This is a genomic window from Citrobacter sp. TBCP-5362 (genome assembly GCF_005406305.1).
GTDB lineage: Bacteria > Pseudomonadota > Gammaproteobacteria > Enterobacterales > Enterobacteriaceae > Citrobacter_B > Citrobacter_B koseri.
Window position 1 is genome coordinate 1,159,073 of record NZ_CP040234.1, and the last position, 17,473, is coordinate 1,176,545.

Sequence of the window (17,473 nt, forward strand, 5' to 3'; positions counted from 1 at the left end):
AAAGCAAAAACTTATTCGCTCTCTGCCGGTAATACCGGCATCCAGTCAATCGGCTTCTCGCCGTGCTGCTCCAGCCACTGATTCGCCAATACAAAATGGTTACAGCCAAAGAATCCCCGATGTGCCGACAACGGCGACGGATGCGGCGCTCTCAACACGTAATGGCGCTGGCGATCGATAATCGCCCCTTTCTTTTGTGCGTGCGAACCCCAGAGTAAAAAGACAACCCCTTCACGATGTTCGTTAACAAGGCTGATCACTTTGTCTGTAAAGGTTTCCCATCCCAAACTGGCGTGAGAATGCGCCTGGCCTGCGCGGACGGTCAGCACGGTATTTAATAACAATACCCCCTGACGCGCCCAGCTCTCCAGATACCCATGAGCAGGGCGGGTAAAGCCCGGTATGGACGTTTCCAGTTCTTTATACATGTTCAGCAGAGAAGGCGGTGTGGCAATACCCGGACGAACAGAAAACGCCAGACCATGCGCCTGCCCAGGGCCGTGATAAGGGTCTTGCCCCAGAATCACCACTTTGACATCACCGAGTTCAGTGAAGCGAAACGCGTTAAATACATCCTTCTGTGGAGGATAGACTGTCATTCCTGACTGACGTTCGCCCGCAACGGTATGGAGTGTGTTAACAAAATAGGGCTGCTGCTTCTCATCTGCCAGCACATCGTGCCAGGTTAAATCGGTGGCCATCTCGCTCTCCTGCGAATTTTTCAATTTGCATAGCTTAACTGCTTCTTTCTATGGTGCAAAATCGCGTGCGTCACAAACCCGGCTACCCCTTAAAGATAGTTGAAAATTTATGTAAAAAGTTTATGTGTGGACGTGGCGTAAGTTGATGTAAAACAATAAATTCCATGTAACACCCTCTTTGTGGTGTGGTTTTTATTGATTTAAATCAAAGAATCAAGGGTGTGTGAGGGGTATATATACACTCAAGCAACAATGGTTTTACCAATTGGCCGGGAACAGGCCGATCATAATCAAACACTTTTGCCGGGGAGGCATCACATGATTACAGGTATCCAGATTACTAAAGCCGCTAACGACGACCTGCTGAATTCTTTCTGGTTGCTGGACAGCGAAAAAGGCGAAGCTCGTTGCATCGCGGCGAAAGCCGGTTTTGCCGAAGATGAAGTGGTTGCAGTGAACAAACTGGGTGAAATCGAATACCGTGAAATTCCGATGGAAGTAAAACCGGAAGTTCGCGTTGAAGGCGGTCAGCACCTGAACGTTAACGTTCTGCGTCGCGAAACGCTGGAAGATGCCGTTAAGCACCCGGAAAAATATCCGCAGCTGACCATCCGTGTTTCTGGCTATGCCGTGCGTTTTAACTCCCTGACGCCGGAACAGCAGCGCGACGTTATCGCTCGTACCTTTACTGAAAGCCTGTAAGGCTGACTGATAACATAAAAACGCCGGGTTAGCCCCGGCGTTTTTTTTACTCTTCGTTGGACTGCTTCTGCGCGTCCGTACCCGTACCAGCAGGCTTGCGGCGTTTACCAATGTTTTTGGTATCACGGTGACGTTTCTTCACGCGCGGCTTCTCTTTTTCTTGTTTTTTCTTCTCAGCACGTTTAGCCAGCACTTTCTTGGACGGCTTGCCGGTCAGTTTTTCGCTTGGCGCACGAGTGGTTGGACGCAATTCATCAATGACGCGCGCTTTCAGCGTCTCTTCAATATAGCGACCCACTTTTCCCAGCAGCAGATGGTCATGCGCTTCTACCAGGGAAATCGCCGTTCCTTTACGCCCTGCACGTCCGGTACGGCCGATACGGTGCAGATAGGTATCGCTGCTGCGTGGCATATCGAAGTTAAAAACATGGCTTACATCAGGGATATCAATCCCGCGAGCGGCGACGTCGGTCGCGATCAGCACGTTCACGCGGCCATCGGTCAGACGTTTGATCGCTTCGTTACGCTTGCCCTGTACCATCTCGCCTTCGAGATAGCAGTTATTGATGCCTGCTTCGCGCAGCCAGCCTGCCAGCTCATGTACACGCTCACGTTTACGCACGAAGACGATAGAACGGGTGGCTTCAGGTTGTTTTAACAGGTGTACCAGCAAAGCCGTTTTGTGCTGGATGTCATCGGCACGGTAGTACCATTGATGAATCTTTTTGCGTTCGCGGGTAGACGGGGTCGCTGAGACCTCGACCGGATCTTCCAGCAGACGTTCAGCAAAATCGTTAATCGCGCCGCCTTCCAGCGTAGCGGAGAACAGCATGGTCTGTTTGCGCCAGCGGGTTTCACCTGCGATATGCTCGATATCCTGGGCGAAGCCCATGTCCAGCATACGGTCGGCTTCATCAAGAATCAGCGTTTCAACCGCGCGGCAGTCAAAGTTTTCTTCTTTAATATATTGCAGCAGGCGACCCGTGGTGGCGACCACAATATCCTGGTTCTCGCTGAACACCTCGGCATGGTTCATATAAGCCACGCCGCCGGTGATTGTCGCAATATCCAGATGGGTGTGTTTCGCCAGTTCACGGGCGTGATCGGCAACCTGCATCGCCAGTTCGCGGGTCGGCGTAAGGATCAGAATACGCGGCGGACCGGATTTTTTACGCGGGAAGTCGAGCAGGTGCTGCAACGCTGGCAGCAGGTATGCCGCCGTTTTACCGGTGCCTGTCGGCGCAGAACCGAGTACATCACGCCCATCGAGCGCAGGCGGAATGGCGGCAGCCTGAATGGCGGTCGGGCGAGTAAAGCCTTTATCCTGGAGGGCATCCAGCAGGCTTTCATCGAGTTCAAGTTCGGAAAAAGTCGTTACAGTCATGTTCTACCTCTGTGTGGGGCGCTGATTATAGACGTTACGGCTGCAATCTTCATCTGTTTGTATGGATATCGCTTCTCAGGTATTGTTTTCACCCTACGCTATTGCCGTTTTTCCAGGAAGGTTGTTCTTTCATGTCCCAGTCTACATCCACACTTCGTCGTAATGGATTTACCTTTAAGCAGTTTTTTGTGGCGCACGATCGCTGCGCGATGAAAGTCGGTACTGATGGTATTTTATTGGGAGCATGGGCACCAGTCGCAGGCGTAACGCGGATCCTTGATATTGGTACCGGCAGTGGTCTGCTGGCGCTGATGCTGGCGCAGCGTACCGACGAAAGCGTCACCATTGATGCCGTTGAACTGGACAGCGAAGCGGCGACGCAGGCGCAGGAGAATATCGCCCACTCACCGTGGCCGCAGCGGATAACGGTGCATACGGAAGATGTCCGGCAGTGGGTGCCGCGCCAGACCGCGCGCTTTGATCTTATCATCAGCAACCCGCCTTATTATGAACAAGGGGTGGAATGCGCAACGCCGCAGCGAGAGCAGGCGCGTTATACCACCACGCTCAATCACGAAGCGTTACTTACCACCGCGGCTGAATGTATTACGGAAGAGGGATTCTTCTGCGTGGTGCTGCCGGAACAGACTGGCAACATCTTCACGCAGCAGGCGTTAAGCATGGGCTGGCATTTGCGTTTACGTACCGACGTAGCCGAAACGGAGTCGCGATTGCCTCATCGGGTACTGTTGGCATTTTCCCCGCGAACGGGGGAATGCTTTAGCGATCGCCTGGTGATTCGTGGGCCAGACCAGCTTTACTCTGAAGGGTACACGGCGCTGACCCAGGCGTTTTATTTGTTCATGTAAGCGTTGAGCGGCGAAAGCACCGACGGGCCGGATTCCGGCAGCAATGCGGGGTAATCCAGCGTATAGTGCAGGCCACGGCTCTCTTTACGCATCATCGCGCAGCGCACAATCAGTTCCGCGACCTGCACCAGGTTGCGCAGCTCCAGCAGATTATTCGATACGCGGAAGTTAGCGTAATATTCGTCGATTTCCTGTTGCAGCATCGTAATGCGTCGCAGGGCGCGCTCCAGACGTTTGGTGGTGCGCACAATGCCGACATAGTCCCACATAAACAGACGTAGCTCATGCCAGTTATGCTGGATCACGACCAGCTCATCCGGGTTTTCAACGCGACTTTCATCCCAGGCCGGAAGCGTACTAACGCTACGGGCATACGGCATACGTCTGTCGATATCCTCTGCCGCTGACCAGCCATACACCAGGCACTCCAACAGAGAATTGGACGCCATGCGATTCGCGCCGTGCAGGCCGGTATAGCTTACTTCGCCAATGGCATACAGGCCGTCCACATCGGTTCGTCCAAAATCGTCGACCATCACGCCGCCGCAGGTGTAGTGGGCGGCAGGTACGACCGGCACCGGCTCTTTAGTTAGATCGATTCCCAATCCCAGCAATTTTTCATAAATCATTGGGAAGTGCTGACGCACAAACGCTTCCGGTTTATGGCTGATGTCGAGGAACATGCAGTCTGCGCCGAGACGCTTCATTTCGTGGTCAATGGCGCGGGCGACGATATCGCGCGGAGCCAGTTCGCCACGCTCATCAAAATCAGGCATAAAGCGCGTGCCGTCCGGGCGCTTGAGATGTGCCCCTTCGCCACGCAGCGCTTCCGTCAGCAGAAAGTTTCGTGCCTGAGGATGGTACAGCGCGGTAGGATGGAACTGATTAAATTCAAGATTCGCGACGCGGCACCCGGCGCGCCAGGCCATCGCGATACCGTCGCCGGAAGAGATATCCGGGTTGGTGGTGTACTGATACACTTTCGATGCCCCGCCTGTCGCCAGAACGACTGACTTCGCGTGACATGTTTCGACCGACTCTTTATTCCGATTCCAGATCCAGGCGCCGACGACGCGGCGTGTTCCTGGCAGGCCGATTTTATCGGAGATGATCAGATCGACGGCGTTACTCCGCTCCAGTACGCGAATATTCGGATGGTTCTGCGCCTTGCTGACCAGGGTAGTTTCCACTTCTTTGCCGGTGGCGTCAGCCGCATGCAGGATACGGCGATGGCTATGGCCGCCTTCACGGGTCAGATGGTAGCTCTCTTCCCCGTTCGGTTGCACCTGGGTGTCAAATAATACCCCCTGATCGATAAGCCACTGTACGCAAGAGCGGGCATTGCTGGCGACAAACTCCACCGCGTGGCGATCGCAAATACCGGCCCCGGCGATCAGCGTATCTTCAACATGCGAATCGATACTGTCCGTCTCGTCGAAAACGGCGGCAATGCCACCCTGAGCATAAAACGTTGAGCCTTCGCTCACCGGGCCTTTACTCAGGACAATCACCTGATGTTTTTCAGCCAGGCGCAGCGCCAGAGAGAGTCCGGCAGCACCGCTGCCAATAATCAGCACGTCACAGGAAAGTTCAGGAGTCGTAGTCATAGTGTTTGTTTAATTTACTAAACAGTATTTGGGCAGCATAGCACCATACTGCGCGATACAGCACGTTTTATTTTTGAATGTGTTGCAATGGCTAAACATTAAAGGAAAATTCAAGGGGAAGTAAAACAAAGAAAATATTTTGCGAAGCAGGCCGTTAGCGCCAGATTATGTGATGAAATAAAGTGGCTGTTGGGTTACTCTTCAAGCGGCTAAAAGGGCATTTCTATACAGATAGTGCGTTGTTCAGACTCTGTAGACTTATAATGAGAGATAATGATCTGTCTACAACATGACAAACAAAAACAGATGCGTAACGGAACTTTACGAAAAAGAGACACTCTAAGCTGTTGCTTGCTCATAGTGCAGTTTATGGAGTGGCGTTTCGAGAGCGCGTGGAAATTTGGTTTGGGGAGACTTTACCTCGGATGAGCGAGCAGTTAACGGACCAGGTCCTGGTTGAACGGGTCCAGAAGGGAGATCAGAAAGCCTTTAACTTACTGGTAGTGCGCTACCAGCATAAAGTGGCGAGCCTGGTTTCCCGCTATGTACCGTCGGGCGATGTTCCCGATGTGGTGCAAGAGTCATTTATTAAGGCCTATCGCGCGCTGGATTCTTTCCGGGGGGATAGCGCTTTTTATACCTGGTTGTACCGTATTGCCGTCAATACGGCGAAGAATTACCTGGTTGCTCAGGGACGCAGGCCGCCTTCCAGCGATGTTGATGCGATTGACGCAGAAAACTTCGAAAGTGGCGGCGCATTGAAAGAAATTTCGAACCCTGAGAACTTAATGTTGTCAGAAGAGCTGAGACAGATAGTTTTCCGAACTATTGAGTCCCTCCCCGAGGATTTACGCATGGCAATAACCTTGCGGGAGCTGGATGGCCTGAGCTATGAAGAGATAGCCGCTATCATGGATTGTCCGGTGGGTACGGTGCGTTCACGTATCTTCCGTGCGCGGGAAGCTATTGATAATAAAGTTCAACCGCTTATCAGGCGTTGACGATAGCGGGATACTGGAAAAGGTATTAGGCATGCAGAAAGAAAAACTTTCCGCTTTAATGGATGGCGAAACGCTGGACAGTGAGCTGCTGAAAGAACTGGCTCACGACCCGGAAATGCAAAAAACATGGGAGAGTTATCACCTGATCCGCGATTCCATGCGGGGTGATACCGCTGACGTTCTCCATTTCGATATTTCCGCCCGCGTAATGGCCGCCATCGAAAATGAGCCGGTACGCCAGACGGCGCCGCTGATTCCTGAGGCCCAGCCCGCACCGCACCAGTGGCAGAAAATGCCATTCTGGCAGAAAATGCGTCCGTGGGCGGCGCAGCTCACTCAAATGGGTGTGGCTGCATGCGTATCACTTGCAGTTATTGTTGGCGTCCAGCACTATAATGGACAATCTGAAACGTCCCAGCAGCCCGAAACGCCGGTATTCAATACATTACCGATGATGGGCAAAGCCAGTCCGGTGAGCCTGGGAGTACCTTCTGACTCGACGGCTAACGGCGGTCAGCAACAGCAGGTGCAGGAGCAGCGTCGTCGCATTAATGCCATGTTGCAGGATTACGAACTGCAACGCCGACTGCACTCCGAACAGCTTCAGTTTGAGCAGGCGCAAACACAGCAAGCCGCTGTACAGGTGCCAGGAATTCAAACTTTAGGAACGCAATCGCAGTAATGAAGCAACTTTGGTTTGCCATGTCACTTGTGGCGGGTAGCCTGTTCTTCTCTGTTAACGCCTCGGCCAATACTGCGTCCGGGGCGTTATTGCAGCAGATGAATCTGGCCAGCCAGTCACTGAATTACGAGCTGTCATTCGTCAGCATCAATAAACAAGGCGTTGAGTCTCTGCGTTATCGACATGCACGCCTGGACAATCGTCCTCTTGCACAACTGTTGCAAATGGATGGCCCGCGCCGGGAAGTGGTGCAGCGTGGTAACGAAATCAGCTACTTCGAACCTGGGCTCGAACCGTTCACCCTGAACGGCGACTATATTGTCGATTCTCTGCCGTCCCTTATCTATGCCGACTTTAAACGTCTTTCTCCCTGGTATGACTTTATTTCCGTAGGCCGCACCCGCATTGCCGACAGGCTGTGTGAAGTCATTCGTGTTGTCGCGCGCGACGGCACCCGTTACAGCTATATCGTATGGCTGGATACCGAAACAAAGCTGCCGATGCGGGTGGATCTCCTTGACCGGGATGGGGAAACGCTGGAGCAGTTCCGCGTGATTTCCTTCGCCGTGAATCAGGACGTCGGTAATAGCATGCAGATGCTGGCAAAAGCGAATTTGCCGCCATTGCTTTCTGTTCCTGTGGGGGAAAAGGCGAAGTTCAACTGGAGCCCGACGTGGTTGCCGCAAGGGTTTAGCGAAGTCTCCAGCAGCCGACGCCCGCTGCCTACAATGGATAATCTGCCTATCGAGTCACGCCTCTATTCTGACGGCCTGTTCAGTTTCTCTGTGAACGTGAATCGTGCGACGCAGAACAGCACCGATCAGATGCTGCGAACCGGGCGCAGAACGGTCAGCACCAGCGTGCGTGAAAACGCTGAAATTACGATTGTCGGCGAACTTCCGCCGCAAACCGCGAAACGCATTGCGGACAATATTAAGTTCGGGGCGGCACAATGATTAAAGAGTGGGCGACCGTTGTCTCCTGGCAAAATGGCCAGGCACTGGTGAGCTGCGACGTCAAAGCATCGTGCAGCAGTTGCGCCTCACGGGCCGGATGCGGCAGTCGTGTGCTGAATAAACTCGGGCCGCAAACCACACATACTATTGTGGTGCCAAGTGCTGAACCGCTGGCGCCTGGTCAAAAAGTGGAACTGGGCATTGCCGAAGGCAGCCTGCTGGGGTCAGCAATGCTGGTTTACCTGTCGCCGCTGGTTGGGCTGTTTATCTTCGCGGCGTTGTTCCAGGTACTGTTTGGTTCTGATATTGCCGCGTTGAGCGGCGCGGTGCTGGGCGGCGTCGGGGGGGTTCTGATTGCGCGCGGCTACTCGCGTAAACTGGCTGAACGCGAGGCCTGGCAGCCGGTCATTCTTAACGTTGCTCTTCCTCCTGGTCTGGTTCGCGTTGAAACATCATCTTCCGAAACGAACCCGTGATATTTTTGCCGGATGGCGGCTTCGCCTGATCCGGCCTGGGAACGATAAGCAGACTCTCCAGGCCCGATAAGCTCGTGCTATCGGGCATCATGCTTCCCTTACGACGTTTTACATTAGAAAAGCGATGCCGTTTCCGGTTCCCGCTATCCTTGCTGTATGAACATTTCCTCGCCTCAGTGTTGTAGTGTAGAATGCGGCGTTTCAGTTAAACAGACGTTAAGCTCAGAACAGCGACTTCTAAGAGCCTGCTCAGGCAGGCGTAAGGCACAATAATTACTCTATATGAAGAACATACGTAACTTTTCGATCATTGCTCACATCGACCACGGTAAATCGACGCTGTCTGACCGCATTATCCAGATCTGCGGTGGCCTGTCTGACCGTGAAATGGAAGCGCAGGTTCTCGACTCAATGGATCTTGAGCGTGAGCGCGGTATTACTATCAAAGCGCAAAGCGTGACGCTGGATTACAAAGCGGCTGATGGTGAAACCTATCAACTGAACTTTATCGACACCCCAGGCCACGTTGACTTCTCATATGAAGTTTCCCGCTCACTGGCGGCGTGTGAAGGCGCACTGCTGGTGGTTGACGCCGGGCAGGGCGTCGAAGCGCAAACGCTGGCGAACTGCTATACCGCGATGGAAATGGATCTCGAAGTGGTGCCGGTTCTGAACAAGATTGACCTGCCAGCCGCCGATCCTGAGCGTGTGGCTGAAGAGATCGAAGATATTGTTGGCATTGATGCGACCGATGCCGTTCGCTGCTCGGCAAAAACCGGCGTAGGCGTACAGGATGTGCTGGAACGCCTGGTGCGCGATATCCCGCCGCCGGAAGGCGATCCGGAAGGCCCGCTGCAAGCGCTGATTATCGACTCCTGGTTCGATAACTACCTCGGCGTAGTGTCGCTGGTGCGTATTAAAAACGGCACCATGCGTAAAGGCGACAAAGTCAAAGTGATGAGCACCGGGCAGGTTTATAACGCTGACCGTCTGGGGATCTTCACGCCGAAGCAGATTGACCGTACCGAACTGAAGTGCGGCGAGGTAGGCTGGCTGGTTTGCGCAATTAAAGACATTCATGGCGCCCCGGTTGGCGATACATTAACGCTGGCGCGTAACCCGGCAGAGAAAGCGCTGCCGGGCTTCAAAAAAGTGAAGCCGCAGGTATACGCCGGTCTGTTCCCGGTGAGTTCTGATGACTATGAGAACTTCAGGGATGCGCTCGGCAAGCTGAGCCTGAACGACGCCTCTCTGTTCTACGAGCCGGAAAGTTCAACCGCGCTGGGCTTCGGCTTCCGCTGTGGCTTCCTGGGTCTGCTGCACATGGAGATCATTCAGGAGCGTCTGGAACGTGAATACGATCTGGACCTGATCACCACCGCGCCGACCGTTGTGTACGAAGTGGAAACCACGGCGAAAGAAATTATCTATGTCGATAGCCCGTCCAAGCTGCCGCCGCTGAATAACATCTATGAACTGCGCGAGCCGATTGCCGAGTGTCACATGCTGCTGCCTCAGGCATACCTGGGCAACGTCATTACGCTGTGTGTCGAGAAGCGCGGCGTCCAGACCAACATGGTGTACCACGGTAACCAGGTGGCGCTGACTTATGAAATCCCGATGGCGGAAGTGGTGCTCGATTTCTTCGACCGCCTGAAATCAACGTCTCGTGGTTATGCGTCGCTGGATTATAACTTCAAGCGCTTCCAGGCGTCCGACATGGTGCGCGTCGACGTGCTGATCAACAACGAACGTGTCGATGCGCTGGCGCTGATCACTCACCGTGGTAATTCGCAGAGCCGTGGTCGTGAGCTGGTGGAGAAGATGAAAGAGCTGATCCCTCGTCAGCAGTTCGACATTGCGATTCAGGCGGCGATTGGCACGCATATTATTGCGCGTTCTACCGTGAAGCAGTTGCGTAAAAACGTTCTGGCCAAGTGTTACGGCGGTGATATCAGCCGTAAGAAAAAGCTGCTACAGAAACAGAAAGAAGGTAAGAAGCGAATGAAGCAGATCGGTAACGTCGAACTGCCTCAGGAAGCGTTCCTCGCCATTCTGCATGTCGGTAAAGACAGCAAATAATCCTAAGGAGTTGGCATGGCGAATATGTTTGCCCTGATTCTGGTGATTGCCACACTGGTGACGGGCATTTTATGGTGCGTTGATAAATTTATCTTCGCGCCAAAACGTCGGGAACGTCAGGCAGCGGCACAGGCCGCTGCGGGTGATTCACTGGATAAAGCCACGTTGAAAAAAGTGGCGCCTAAGCCGGGCTGGCTGGAAACAGGGGCTTCGGTTTTTCCGGTACTGGCGATTGTGCTGGTGGTGCGTTCATTTATTTATGAACCTTTCCAGATCCCGTCGGGTTCGATGATGCCGACGCTGTTAATCGGTGACTTTATTCTGGTGGAGAAATTCGCCTATGGAATTAAAGATCCGATTTACCAGAAAACGTTGATTGAAACGGGTCATCCGAAACGCGGTGATATCGTGGTCTTTAAATACCCGGAAGATCCGCGCCTGGACTACATTAAACGCGCTGTCGGCCTGCCGGGTGACAAAGTGACGTACGATCCGGTAGCCAAAGAGGTTACTGTACAGCCAGGGTGCCGTTCCGGTCAGGCATGTGAAAACGCGCTGCCGGTGACTTACTCCGACGTTCAGCCCAGCGATTTCGTGCAGACCTTTGCCCGCCGTAATGGGGGAGAAGCCAGCAGTGGGTTCTTCGAAGTGCCGTTAAACGAAACGAAAGATAACGGCATTCGTCTGGCGGAGCGTAAAGAGACGCTGGGAGACGTAACCCACCGTATTCTGACCGTACCGATCGCGCAGGATCAGGCGGGGATGTATTACCGTCAGCCGGGGCAGCAACTGGCGACCTGGATCGTACCGCCAGGACAATACTTCATGATGGGTGATAACCGCGATAACAGCGCGGACAGCCGTTACTGGGGATTTGTACCGGAAGCGAATCTGGTTGGTAAAGCGACCGCGATCTGGATGAGTTTCGACAAACAGGAAGGTGAATGGCCGACCGGCGTACGCTTAAGCCGTATTGGTGGGATCCATTAATTTCTGATAATCGTTCATGTTGTCGTCATTGCGGCGACAACATGAATTATTTATTGGATAAATCTCCGCAGACTAACGACATCCCCTGTCGTTGTGTATAGAATATTCCCCCGAAGTTTTAGGTTGGCGCCGTCAGGTTGCCACGGCACACTAAACAGCGTTGGTTTCCTCAGGTCTGTTTCGTGTGCTGAATTGTTGACGCATTCATTTATTGGTATCGCATGAACCCCATCGTAATTAATCGGCTTCAACGGAAGCTGGGCTACACTTTTACTCATCAGGAGCTGTTGCAGCAGGCATTAACCCACCGCAGCGCCAGCAGTAAACACAATGAGCGTTTAGAATTTTTAGGCGACTCGATTTTGAGCTTTGTTATCGCCAACGCGCTTTATCACCGCTTCCCGCGTGTGGACGAAGGTGATATGAGCCGTATGCGCGCCACGCTGGTGCGCGGCAATACGCTGGCGGAATTGGCCCGTGAATTTGATCTGGGTGAATGCCTACGTTTAGGGCCAGGTGAACTGAAAAGCGGCGGCTACCGTCGTGAATCTATTCTGGCGGATACCGTAGAAGCGTTAATCGGCGGCGTTTTTCTCGACAGCGATATTCAAACCGTCGAGAAGTTGATCCTTAACTGGTATCAAACGCGCCTGAATGAAATCAGCCCGGGCGATAAACAAAAAGATCCGAAAACGCGTTTGCAGGAATATTTGCAGGGTCGTCATCTCCCGCTGCCGTCTTATCTGGTGGTGCAGGTGCGCGGCGAAGCACACGATCAGGAATTTACTATCCACTGCCAGGTCAGCGGCCTGAGTGAACCGGTGGTTGGCACGGGTTCGAGCCGTCGTAAGGCGGAGCAGGCTGCCGCCGAACAGGCGCTGAAAAAACTGGAGCTGGAATGAGCGAAGATAAAAGCTATTGCGGATTTATTGCCATCGTCGGACGTCCGAACGTAGGCAAATCCACCCTGTTGAACAAGCTGCTCGGACAGAAGATCTCGATCACGTCCCGTAAAGCACAGACCACGCGTCACCGTATCGTCGGTATCCATACCGAAGGGGCGTACCAGGCTATCTATGTTGATACGCCGGGGCTGCACATGGAAGAAAAACGCGCCATCAACCGCCTGATGAACAAGGCGGCAAGCAGCTCGATTGGCGACGTTGAGCTGGTCATTTTTGTCGTGGAAGGCACCCGCTGGACGCCGGACGACGAGATGGTGCTGAATAAACTGCGCGATGGTAAAGCGCCGGTCATTCTGGCCGTTAACAAAGTGGATAACGTACAGGAAAAGGCCGATCTGCTGCCGCACCTGCAATTCCTGGCAAGCCAGATGAACTTCCTCGATATCGTGCCTGTTTCTGCGGAAACTGGCATGAACGTGGATACCATCGCTGGTATCGTGCGTAAACACCTGCCGGAAGCGACTCATCACTTCCCGGAAGATTACATCACCGATCGTTCACAGCGCTTTATGGCGTCTGAAATCATCCGTGAAAAACTGATGCGTTTCCTCGGTGCCGAACTGCCGTATTCCGTGACCGTTGAGATTGAACGTTTCGTTTCTAACGAACGCGGCGGTTATGATATTAACGGCCTGATCCTCGTTGAGCGCGAAGGGCAGAAGAAGATGGTCATTGGCAACAAAGGAGCCAAAATCAAGACCATCGGTATCGAAGCGCGAAAAGACATGCAGGAAATGTTTGAAGCGCCGGTACACCTGGAACTGTGGGTGAAAGTGAAATCCGGCTGGGCCGATGATGAGCGTGCGCTGCGCAGTCTCGGTTATGTAGACGACCTCTGAGTTAGCACTACGTGGAAGGCTGGCAGAGAGCTTTCGTCCTGCATAGTCGCCCCTGGAGCGAAACCAGCCTGATGCTGGACGTCTTCACGGAAGAGTCGGGGCGCGTGCGTCTGGTTGCCAAAGGCGCACGCTCTAAACGTTCCAGTCTGAAAGGCGCATTACAACCTTTTACGCCACTGTTGCTCCGCTTTGGCGGGCGCGGCGAGGTGAAAACCTTACGCAGCGCTGAAGCGGTCTCTCTGGCGCTCCCCTTAAGCGGCATCACGCTTTATAGCGGTTTGTACATCAACGAACTGCTTTCCCGCGTTCTGGAATACGAAACGCGCTTCTCTGAACTCTTTTTTGATTACCTGAACTGTATTCAGTCGCTGGCTGGCGCGACCGGTTCGCCCGAACCTGCGCTTCGCCGTTTCGAACTCGCCCTGCTGGGGCATCTGGGCTACGGCGTGGATTTTCTGCATTGCGCAGGGAGCGGCGAGACGGTCGATGACACCATGACCTACCGCTATCGCGAAGAGAAGGGATTCATGGCCAGCGTGGTCATTGATAACAGCACCTTTACCGGGCGGCATCTGAAAGCGCTGGATGCACGAGAATTTCCTGATGTTGATACGTTGCGCGCGGCGAAACGCTTTACCCGCATGGCGCTAAAGCCGTATCTTGGTGGTAAGCCGTTAAAAAGCCGGGAACTGTTTCGACAATTTATGCCGAAACGGCCAGGGCGGGCAGAAAATACGAATAATGATTAACGAGGATTGTCATGGCTGAATTACTGTTAGGCGTCAACATTGACCATATTGCCACTTTACGTAATGCGCGTGGTACTGCTTACCCGGACCCGGTACAGGCGGCGTTTATCGCCGAGCAGGCGGGGGCGGATGGTATAACCGTACACCTGCGCGAGGATCGTCGCCATATTACCGACCGTGATGTACGCATTTTGCGCCAGACGCTGGATACGCGTATGAATCTGGAAATGGCGGTGACTGAAGAGATGCTGGCGATTGCCGTTGAGACGAAGCCGCATTTTTGCTGCCTGGTGCCGGAAAAACGTCAGGAAGTGACCACCGAAGGCGGGCTGGACGTCGCGGGTCAGCGTGACAAAATGCGTGATGCCTGCAAACGGCTGGCAGATGCAGGTATTCTGGTATCGCTGTTCATTGATGCCGATGAAGAACAGATAAAAGCCGCTGCGGACGTTGGCGCACCGTACATTGAAATCCATACCGGCTGTTATGCGGATGCTAAAACGGATGCTGAGCAAGCGCAGGAACTGGCGCGCATCGCCAAAGCGGCGACGTTTGCGGCAAGCCTGGGGCTGAAAGTGAACGCCGGTCATGGCCTGACCTATCACAATGTGCAGGCCATTGCCGCGCTGCCGGAAATGCATGAACTGAACATCGGTCATGCCATTATTGGGCGGGCGGTCATGAGCGGCCTGAAAGAGGCGGTCTCCGAGATGAAACGCCTGATGCTGGAAGCGCGCGGCTAATGGCGATTCTGGGGTTAGGCACGGATATTGTGGAGATCGCCCGCATTGAGGCGGTGATCTCCCGTTCTGGAGAGCGCCTGGCAAGACGCGTGCTTAGCGACAACGAATGGGCTATCTGGGAGATGCATCAGCAACCGGTGCGTTTTCTCGCCAAGCGTTTCGCGGTAAAAGAGGCGGCGGCAAAAGCGTTCGGCACCGGCATTCGCAATGGGCTGGCGTTCAATCAGTTTGAAGTGTTTAACGATGAGCTGGGTAAACCGCGTTTGCGTTTGTGGGGCGAGGCGTTGAAACTGGCGGAGAGGCTGGGCGTGGCGCATATGCATGTGACATTAGCGGATGAACGTCATTACGCCTGTGCGACGGTGATCATCGAAAGCTAGATTCGGACTTTGTAGGCCGGATAAGGCGTTTACGCCGCCATCCGGCCTGGCGTCATCCCATCAGGGAGGGTTACAGCTTATCCGCGTGATGCATCAGAACAAACTTATCCCACAGCTGTTCTTCCGTTTCGACATGCGCCGGGTCTTTGAGAATGGTATTGGGGATCGGGCACACCTTCTGGCAGGTCGGCGTTTCGTAATGGCCCACGCATTCGGTGCATTTGTCGCTGTTAATCTCGTAAATGCTGTCGCCCATTGAAATCGCCTCATTCGGGCATTCAGGCTCGCACATATCGCAATTGATACACTTTTTAGTGATTAACAGGGCCATCAGGAAACTCTCAAAACATCACAAACCGGGCGGGCATTATACGCGCATTCTTTGCTCAGACCAGTTTTTTTACCAGGGCCTCACTGTGGCGAATACGCTCCGGCGCGCGCCCCAAATCCTGCTGTACCAGCGCCATAAAGAGCAAATCCGTCAACATCGTCTGCGCATGCGTAGAGGATATTGCGGCGCTGCGCGTGGCCTGCTCTTCGGCGATCGTATACAGGCAACGGGTGGCGCGTTGTTGCAGGGCATTCGGTGTAAAGCCGGTGATCGCCAGAACCTTTCCTCCCACCCGCAACGTTTCATCCGCCGCCATATTCAACTCTCTGCGCTCGCCGCTATAGGAGATAGCCAGCAGGAGATCGTCCGGCGCCAGCGCCTGCACGGTGGCTAACAGCGCATGCATATCGTGTTCGGCGACGACATTGAATCCTATCTTCATCAGCTTCCAGGCGAAGTTCTGCGCCACCAGGCCCGATGTGCCAATACCGGTTATGACAACACGCCGGGCATTGCGCAGCATCATGACGCTTTCGAACAATTTCTCTTCGCTGTTAACATCGAGCGTTGCGTGCATTGCGGCGACATTTTCCTCGATCAATTTTTCGCCGACAAGCCGCATCGGATCGTCGCCCCGGATCTGATTATGTACCGGAATAGAGTGAGGATTTGGATTGCTGGCCAGCGCTTCGCTGATCGCCAGCTTCAGTGCCGGAAAGCCTTTAAAGCCCAGTTTCTGCGCGAATTTCACCACGCTGGACTGACTGACGCCCGCCTCAACGGCAAGCTGTTGTGAGCTGAGATGCCGTGTATCATCCGGCTGAGCAAGAATATAATCAGCAAGCTTTTTATCGCTTTGTGCGAGGTCCGGATAACGCTGACGTATACGAATCAAACAGTTCATGAGGACTCCTGGCGAAAAACATGACGGGGATCATAAAAAGATTTTCCCTCGCCCGAAAGAATATAATATTCCATTATTATAGTTATTATGAATTAAAAATTCCTAAGGAACAAAAATGAATCTCGGCTCGTTAGTTTCAGAAACCCGCAATCCACAGACTATGGATCTTGACGCACTCCCTACGCTTGAGCTGGTTCATCGTTTTAATCAACAGGATACGCTTGTAGCGCAAGCAGTAAAAGAGACGCTGCCAGACGTTGCCCGTGCGGTAGATGCCGCCGCCGACGCCTTAAAGGCGGGAGGGCGCATTATTTATATGGGCGCAGGCACCAGCGGACGCCTTGGCGTTCTGGACGCCTCCGAATGCCCACCAACGTTTGGCGTACCGCACGGGCTGGTGATCGGGCTGATTGCCGGCGGGCCCGGCGCGCTGCTGAAAGCGGTGGAAGGCGCGGAAGACAGTCAGCAGTTAGGGGAGGACGATCTCCTGGCGCTTAACGTGACCGCGCAGGATCTGGTTGTCGGGCTGGCGGCGTCCGGTCGTACGCCGTACGTCATTGGCGGGTTGAAATACGCGCGTCAGGTGGGCTGTGTCACGGTGGCTATCTCCTGTAATCCCGATTCTCCCATCTCGCGTGAGGCTGACATCGCCATTTCGCCGGTCGTTGGGCCGGAGGCGCTAACCGGTTCGACGCGACTGAAATCCGGTACTGCGCAAAAACTGGTGCTCAATATGATCTCCACCGGGGCGATGGTGAAGTTCGGCAAGGTGTACCAGAACCTGATGGTGGACATGAAAGCCACCAACGTTAAGCTCGTCGACAGAGCGTGCCGGATGGTGGTTGAGGCTACCGGGATTACGCGTGAAGAGGCCGAAGCGCTGCTTAAGCAGACAGATTTCGAGGTTAAGCCGGCCATTCTGATGGCGCTTACCGGGCTGAATGCCGAAGACGCAAGGGCGAAATTGTCCGCTCACCAGGGATTTCTACGGGCGGCGTTAGAACGCTAACGTTACCGGAAAATTGAGGTTCTATCTGTTAGTCTATTTGGTAACGATTATCGCCGGGTTTCGGTTGACCCGGCTATTGGGCTTCAACAATCCAGAGGAGTAG

Annotated in this window: 20 protein-coding genes and 1 pseudogene; 16 read left to right on the forward strand and 5 right to left on the reverse strand. The window is 53.8% G+C overall.

Annotated features, from left to right (window positions below; all coding sequences use genetic code 11):
* Positions 1-11: 11 nt before the first annotated feature.
* Entirely contained in the window at positions 12-701 is a 690-nt protein-coding gene (gene ung / locus FD428_RS05655) for a uracil-DNA glycosylase (protein ID WP_047461918.1), read from the reverse strand.
* 318 nt (positions 702-1,019) lie between these two features.
* On the opposite strand from ung, the gene grcA reads away from it, so the two are divergent.
* Positions 1,020-1,403, forward strand: a complete 384-nt coding sequence (grcA, locus tag FD428_RS05660; RefSeq protein ID WP_012131205.1) for an autonomous glycyl radical cofactor GrcA — start codon at positions 1,020-1,022, stop codon at positions 1,401-1,403.
* A gap of 46 nt (positions 1,404-1,449) precedes the next feature.
* Here grcA and srmB read toward each other — a convergent pair whose 3' ends face one another.
* Positions 1,450-2,787, reverse strand: a complete 1,338-nt coding sequence (gene srmB, locus FD428_RS05665) for an ATP-dependent RNA helicase SrmB (RefSeq protein WP_012131206.1) — start codon at positions 2,785-2,787, stop codon at positions 1,450-1,452.
* Positions 2,788-2,918: 131 nt separating this feature from the next.
* Between srmB and trmN the strand changes: the two genes are divergently transcribed.
* On the forward strand, positions 2,919-3,656 hold the full coding sequence (gene trmN, locus FD428_RS05670; RefSeq protein ID WP_071258085.1) for a tRNA(1)(Val) (adenine(37)-N(6))-methyltransferase TrmN: 738 nt from the start codon (positions 2,919-2,921) through the stop codon (positions 3,654-3,656).
* Here trmN and nadB read toward each other — a convergent pair.
* Entirely contained in the window at positions 3,641-5,263 is a 1,623-nt protein-coding gene (gene nadB, locus FD428_RS05675; protein WP_049009471.1) for an L-aspartate oxidase, read from the reverse strand. The genes trmN and nadB overlap by 16 nt on opposite strands.
* A 273-nt stretch (positions 5,264-5,536) precedes the next feature.
* Here nadB and rseD point away from each other — a divergent pair, with 273 nt between their 5' ends.
* The 12 genes from rseD to acpS all read left to right on the forward strand — a co-directional run bounded on the left by rseD (position 5,537) and on the right by acpS (position 15,126).
* Positions 5,537-5,692, forward strand: a complete 156-nt coding sequence (rseD, locus tag FD428_RS05680; protein WP_123907454.1) for a rpoE leader peptide RseD — start codon at positions 5,537-5,539, stop codon at positions 5,690-5,692.
* Positions 5,689-6,264 (forward strand): RNA polymerase sigma factor RpoE, encoded by a 576-nt coding sequence (gene rpoE, locus FD428_RS05685; RefSeq protein WP_006176728.1) that lies wholly within the window; start codon positions 5,689-5,691, stop codon positions 6,262-6,264. The genes rseD and rpoE overlap by 4 nt, the downstream gene beginning before the upstream one ends.
* Positions 6,265-6,295: 31 nt before the next feature.
* Complete coding sequence (gene rseA, locus FD428_RS05690) at positions 6,296-6,946, forward strand: anti-sigma-E factor RseA (protein ID WP_114848587.1); 651 nt, start codon at positions 6,296-6,298, stop codon at positions 6,944-6,946.
* Positions 6,946-7,902 (forward strand): sigma-E factor regulatory protein RseB, encoded by a 957-nt coding sequence (gene rseB / locus FD428_RS05695; protein ID WP_012131210.1) that lies wholly within the window; start codon positions 6,946-6,948, stop codon positions 7,900-7,902. Before rseA ends, rseB begins: the two co-directional genes overlap by 1 nt.
* On the forward strand, positions 7,899-8,378 hold the full coding sequence (rseC, locus tag FD428_RS05700) for a SoxR-reducing system protein RseC (protein WP_114848588.1): 480 nt from the start codon (positions 7,899-7,901) through the stop codon (positions 8,376-8,378). Before rseB ends, rseC begins: the two co-directional genes overlap by 4 nt.
* Before the next feature lie 282 nt (positions 8,379-8,660).
* A complete protein-coding gene (gene lepA / locus FD428_RS05705) occupies positions 8,661-10,460 on the forward strand; it encodes a translation elongation factor 4 (protein ID WP_047461945.1) in 1,800 nt (599 codons plus the stop codon).
* Positions 10,461-10,475: 15 nt separating this feature from the next.
* Entirely contained in the window at positions 10,476-11,450 is a 975-nt protein-coding gene (gene lepB / locus FD428_RS05710) for a signal peptidase I (protein WP_012131213.1), read from the forward strand.
* A gap of 221 nt (positions 11,451-11,671) precedes the next feature.
* Positions 11,672-12,352: a ribonuclease III gene (rnc, locus tag FD428_RS05715; protein WP_024130107.1), complete on the forward strand. Its 681-nt coding sequence runs from the start codon at positions 11,672-11,674 to the stop codon at positions 12,350-12,352.
* A complete protein-coding gene (era, locus tag FD428_RS05720) occupies positions 12,349-13,254 on the forward strand; it encodes a GTPase Era (protein WP_012131214.1) in 906 nt (301 codons plus the stop codon). Before rnc ends, era begins: the two co-directional genes overlap by 4 nt.
* 11 nt (positions 13,255-13,265) lie before the next feature.
* The gene (gene recO, locus FD428_RS05725) at positions 13,266-14,003 is read left to right on the forward strand and encodes a DNA repair protein RecO (RefSeq protein WP_024130108.1); all 738 of its coding nucleotides are present in this window, start codon (positions 13,266-13,268) and stop codon (positions 14,001-14,003) included.
* A gap of 11 nt (positions 14,004-14,014) precedes the next feature.
* Positions 14,015-14,746, forward strand: coding sequence for a pyridoxine 5'-phosphate synthase (gene pdxJ / locus FD428_RS05730; RefSeq protein WP_114848589.1), 732 nt, complete (start codon positions 14,015-14,017; stop codon positions 14,744-14,746).
* Positions 14,746-15,126 carry a holo-ACP synthase gene (gene acpS / locus FD428_RS05735; RefSeq protein WP_114848590.1) on the forward strand — a complete coding sequence of 127 codons (381 nt, stop codon included), beginning with the start codon at positions 14,746-14,748 and terminating at the stop codon, positions 15,124-15,126. The genes pdxJ and acpS overlap by 1 nt, the downstream gene beginning before the upstream one ends.
* A 70-nt stretch (positions 15,127-15,196) precedes the next feature.
* On the opposite strand, the gene yfhL is transcribed toward acpS, so the two are convergent.
* Both yfhL and FD428_RS05745 read right to left on the reverse strand, forming a co-directional pair.
* Entirely contained in the window at positions 15,197-15,457 is a 261-nt protein-coding gene (gene yfhL, locus FD428_RS05740; RefSeq protein ID WP_012131218.1) for a 4Fe-4S dicluster ferredoxin YfhL, read from the reverse strand.
* A gap of 55 nt (positions 15,458-15,512) precedes the next feature.
* The gene (locus FD428_RS05745; protein ID WP_012131219.1) at positions 15,513-16,361 is read right to left on the reverse strand and encodes a MurR/RpiR family transcriptional regulator; all 849 of its coding nucleotides are present in this window, start codon (positions 16,359-16,361) and stop codon (positions 15,513-15,515) included.
* 115 nt (positions 16,362-16,476) lie between these two features.
* On the opposite strand from FD428_RS05745, the gene murQ reads away from it, so the two are divergent.
* Together murQ and FD428_RS21810 are read left to right on the forward strand one after the other, a co-directional pair.
* Positions 16,477-17,370: an N-acetylmuramic acid 6-phosphate etherase gene (murQ, locus tag FD428_RS05750; RefSeq protein ID WP_114848591.1), complete on the forward strand. Its 894-nt coding sequence runs from the start codon at positions 16,477-16,479 to the stop codon at positions 17,368-17,370.
* Between the two features lies 1 nt (position 17,371).
* Positions 17,372-17,473 (forward strand): annotated as a pseudogene (locus FD428_RS21810) (PTS N-acetylmuramic acid IIB subunit / PTS N-acetylmuramic acid IIC subunit); the annotation flags it as partial.

Excerpts from the sequence above, each read along its gene's own strand:
- FD428_RS05745 (WP_012131219.1), bottom strand. The coding sequence starts at position 16,361 with ATGAACTGTTTGATTCGTATACGTCAGCGTTATCCGGACCTCGCACAA.
- nadB (WP_049009471.1), bottom strand. The coding sequence starts at position 5,263 with ATGACTACGACTCCTGAACTTTCCTGTGACGTGCTGATTATTGGCAGC.
- acpS (WP_114848590.1), top strand. The coding sequence starts at position 14,746 with ATGGCGATTCTGGGGTTAGGCACGGATATTGTGGAGATCGCCCGCATT.
- rseD (WP_123907454.1), top strand. The coding sequence starts at position 5,537 with ATGATCTGTCTACAACATGACAAACAAAAACAGATGCGTAACGGAACT.
- srmB (WP_012131206.1), bottom strand. The coding sequence starts at position 2,787 with ATGACTGTAACGACTTTTTCCGAACTTGAACTCGATGAAAGCCTGCTG.
- rpoE (WP_006176728.1), top strand. The coding sequence starts at position 5,689 with ATGAGCGAGCAGTTAACGGACCAGGTCCTGGTTGAACGGGTCCAGAAG.
- lepA (WP_047461945.1), top strand. The coding sequence starts at position 8,661 with ATGAAGAACATACGTAACTTTTCGATCATTGCTCACATCGACCACGGT.
- lepB (WP_012131213.1), top strand. The coding sequence starts at position 10,476 with ATGGCGAATATGTTTGCCCTGATTCTGGTGATTGCCACACTGGTGACG.
- rseC (WP_114848588.1), top strand. The coding sequence starts at position 7,899 with ATGATTAAAGAGTGGGCGACCGTTGTCTCCTGGCAAAATGGCCAGGCA.
- ung (WP_047461918.1), bottom strand. The coding sequence starts at position 701 with ATGGCCACCGATTTAACCTGGCACGATGTGCTGGCAGATGAGAAGCAG.
- trmN (WP_071258085.1), top strand. The coding sequence starts at position 2,919 with ATGTCCCAGTCTACATCCACACTTCGTCGTAATGGATTTACCTTTAAG.
- yfhL (WP_012131218.1), bottom strand. The coding sequence starts at position 15,457 with ATGGCCCTGTTAATCACTAAAAAGTGTATCAATTGCGATATGTGCGAG.
- rseB (WP_012131210.1), top strand. The coding sequence starts at position 6,946 with ATGAAGCAACTTTGGTTTGCCATGTCACTTGTGGCGGGTAGCCTGTTC.
- grcA (WP_012131205.1), top strand. The coding sequence starts at position 1,020 with ATGATTACAGGTATCCAGATTACTAAAGCCGCTAACGACGACCTGCTG.
- rnc (WP_024130107.1), top strand. The coding sequence starts at position 11,672 with ATGAACCCCATCGTAATTAATCGGCTTCAACGGAAGCTGGGCTACACT.
- murQ (WP_114848591.1), top strand. The coding sequence starts at position 16,477 with ATGAATCTCGGCTCGTTAGTTTCAGAAACCCGCAATCCACAGACTATG.
- era (WP_012131214.1), top strand. The coding sequence starts at position 12,349 with ATGAGCGAAGATAAAAGCTATTGCGGATTTATTGCCATCGTCGGACGT.
- rseA (WP_114848587.1), top strand. The coding sequence starts at position 6,296 with ATGCAGAAAGAAAAACTTTCCGCTTTAATGGATGGCGAAACGCTGGAC.
- pdxJ (WP_114848589.1), top strand. The coding sequence starts at position 14,015 with ATGGCTGAATTACTGTTAGGCGTCAACATTGACCATATTGCCACTTTA.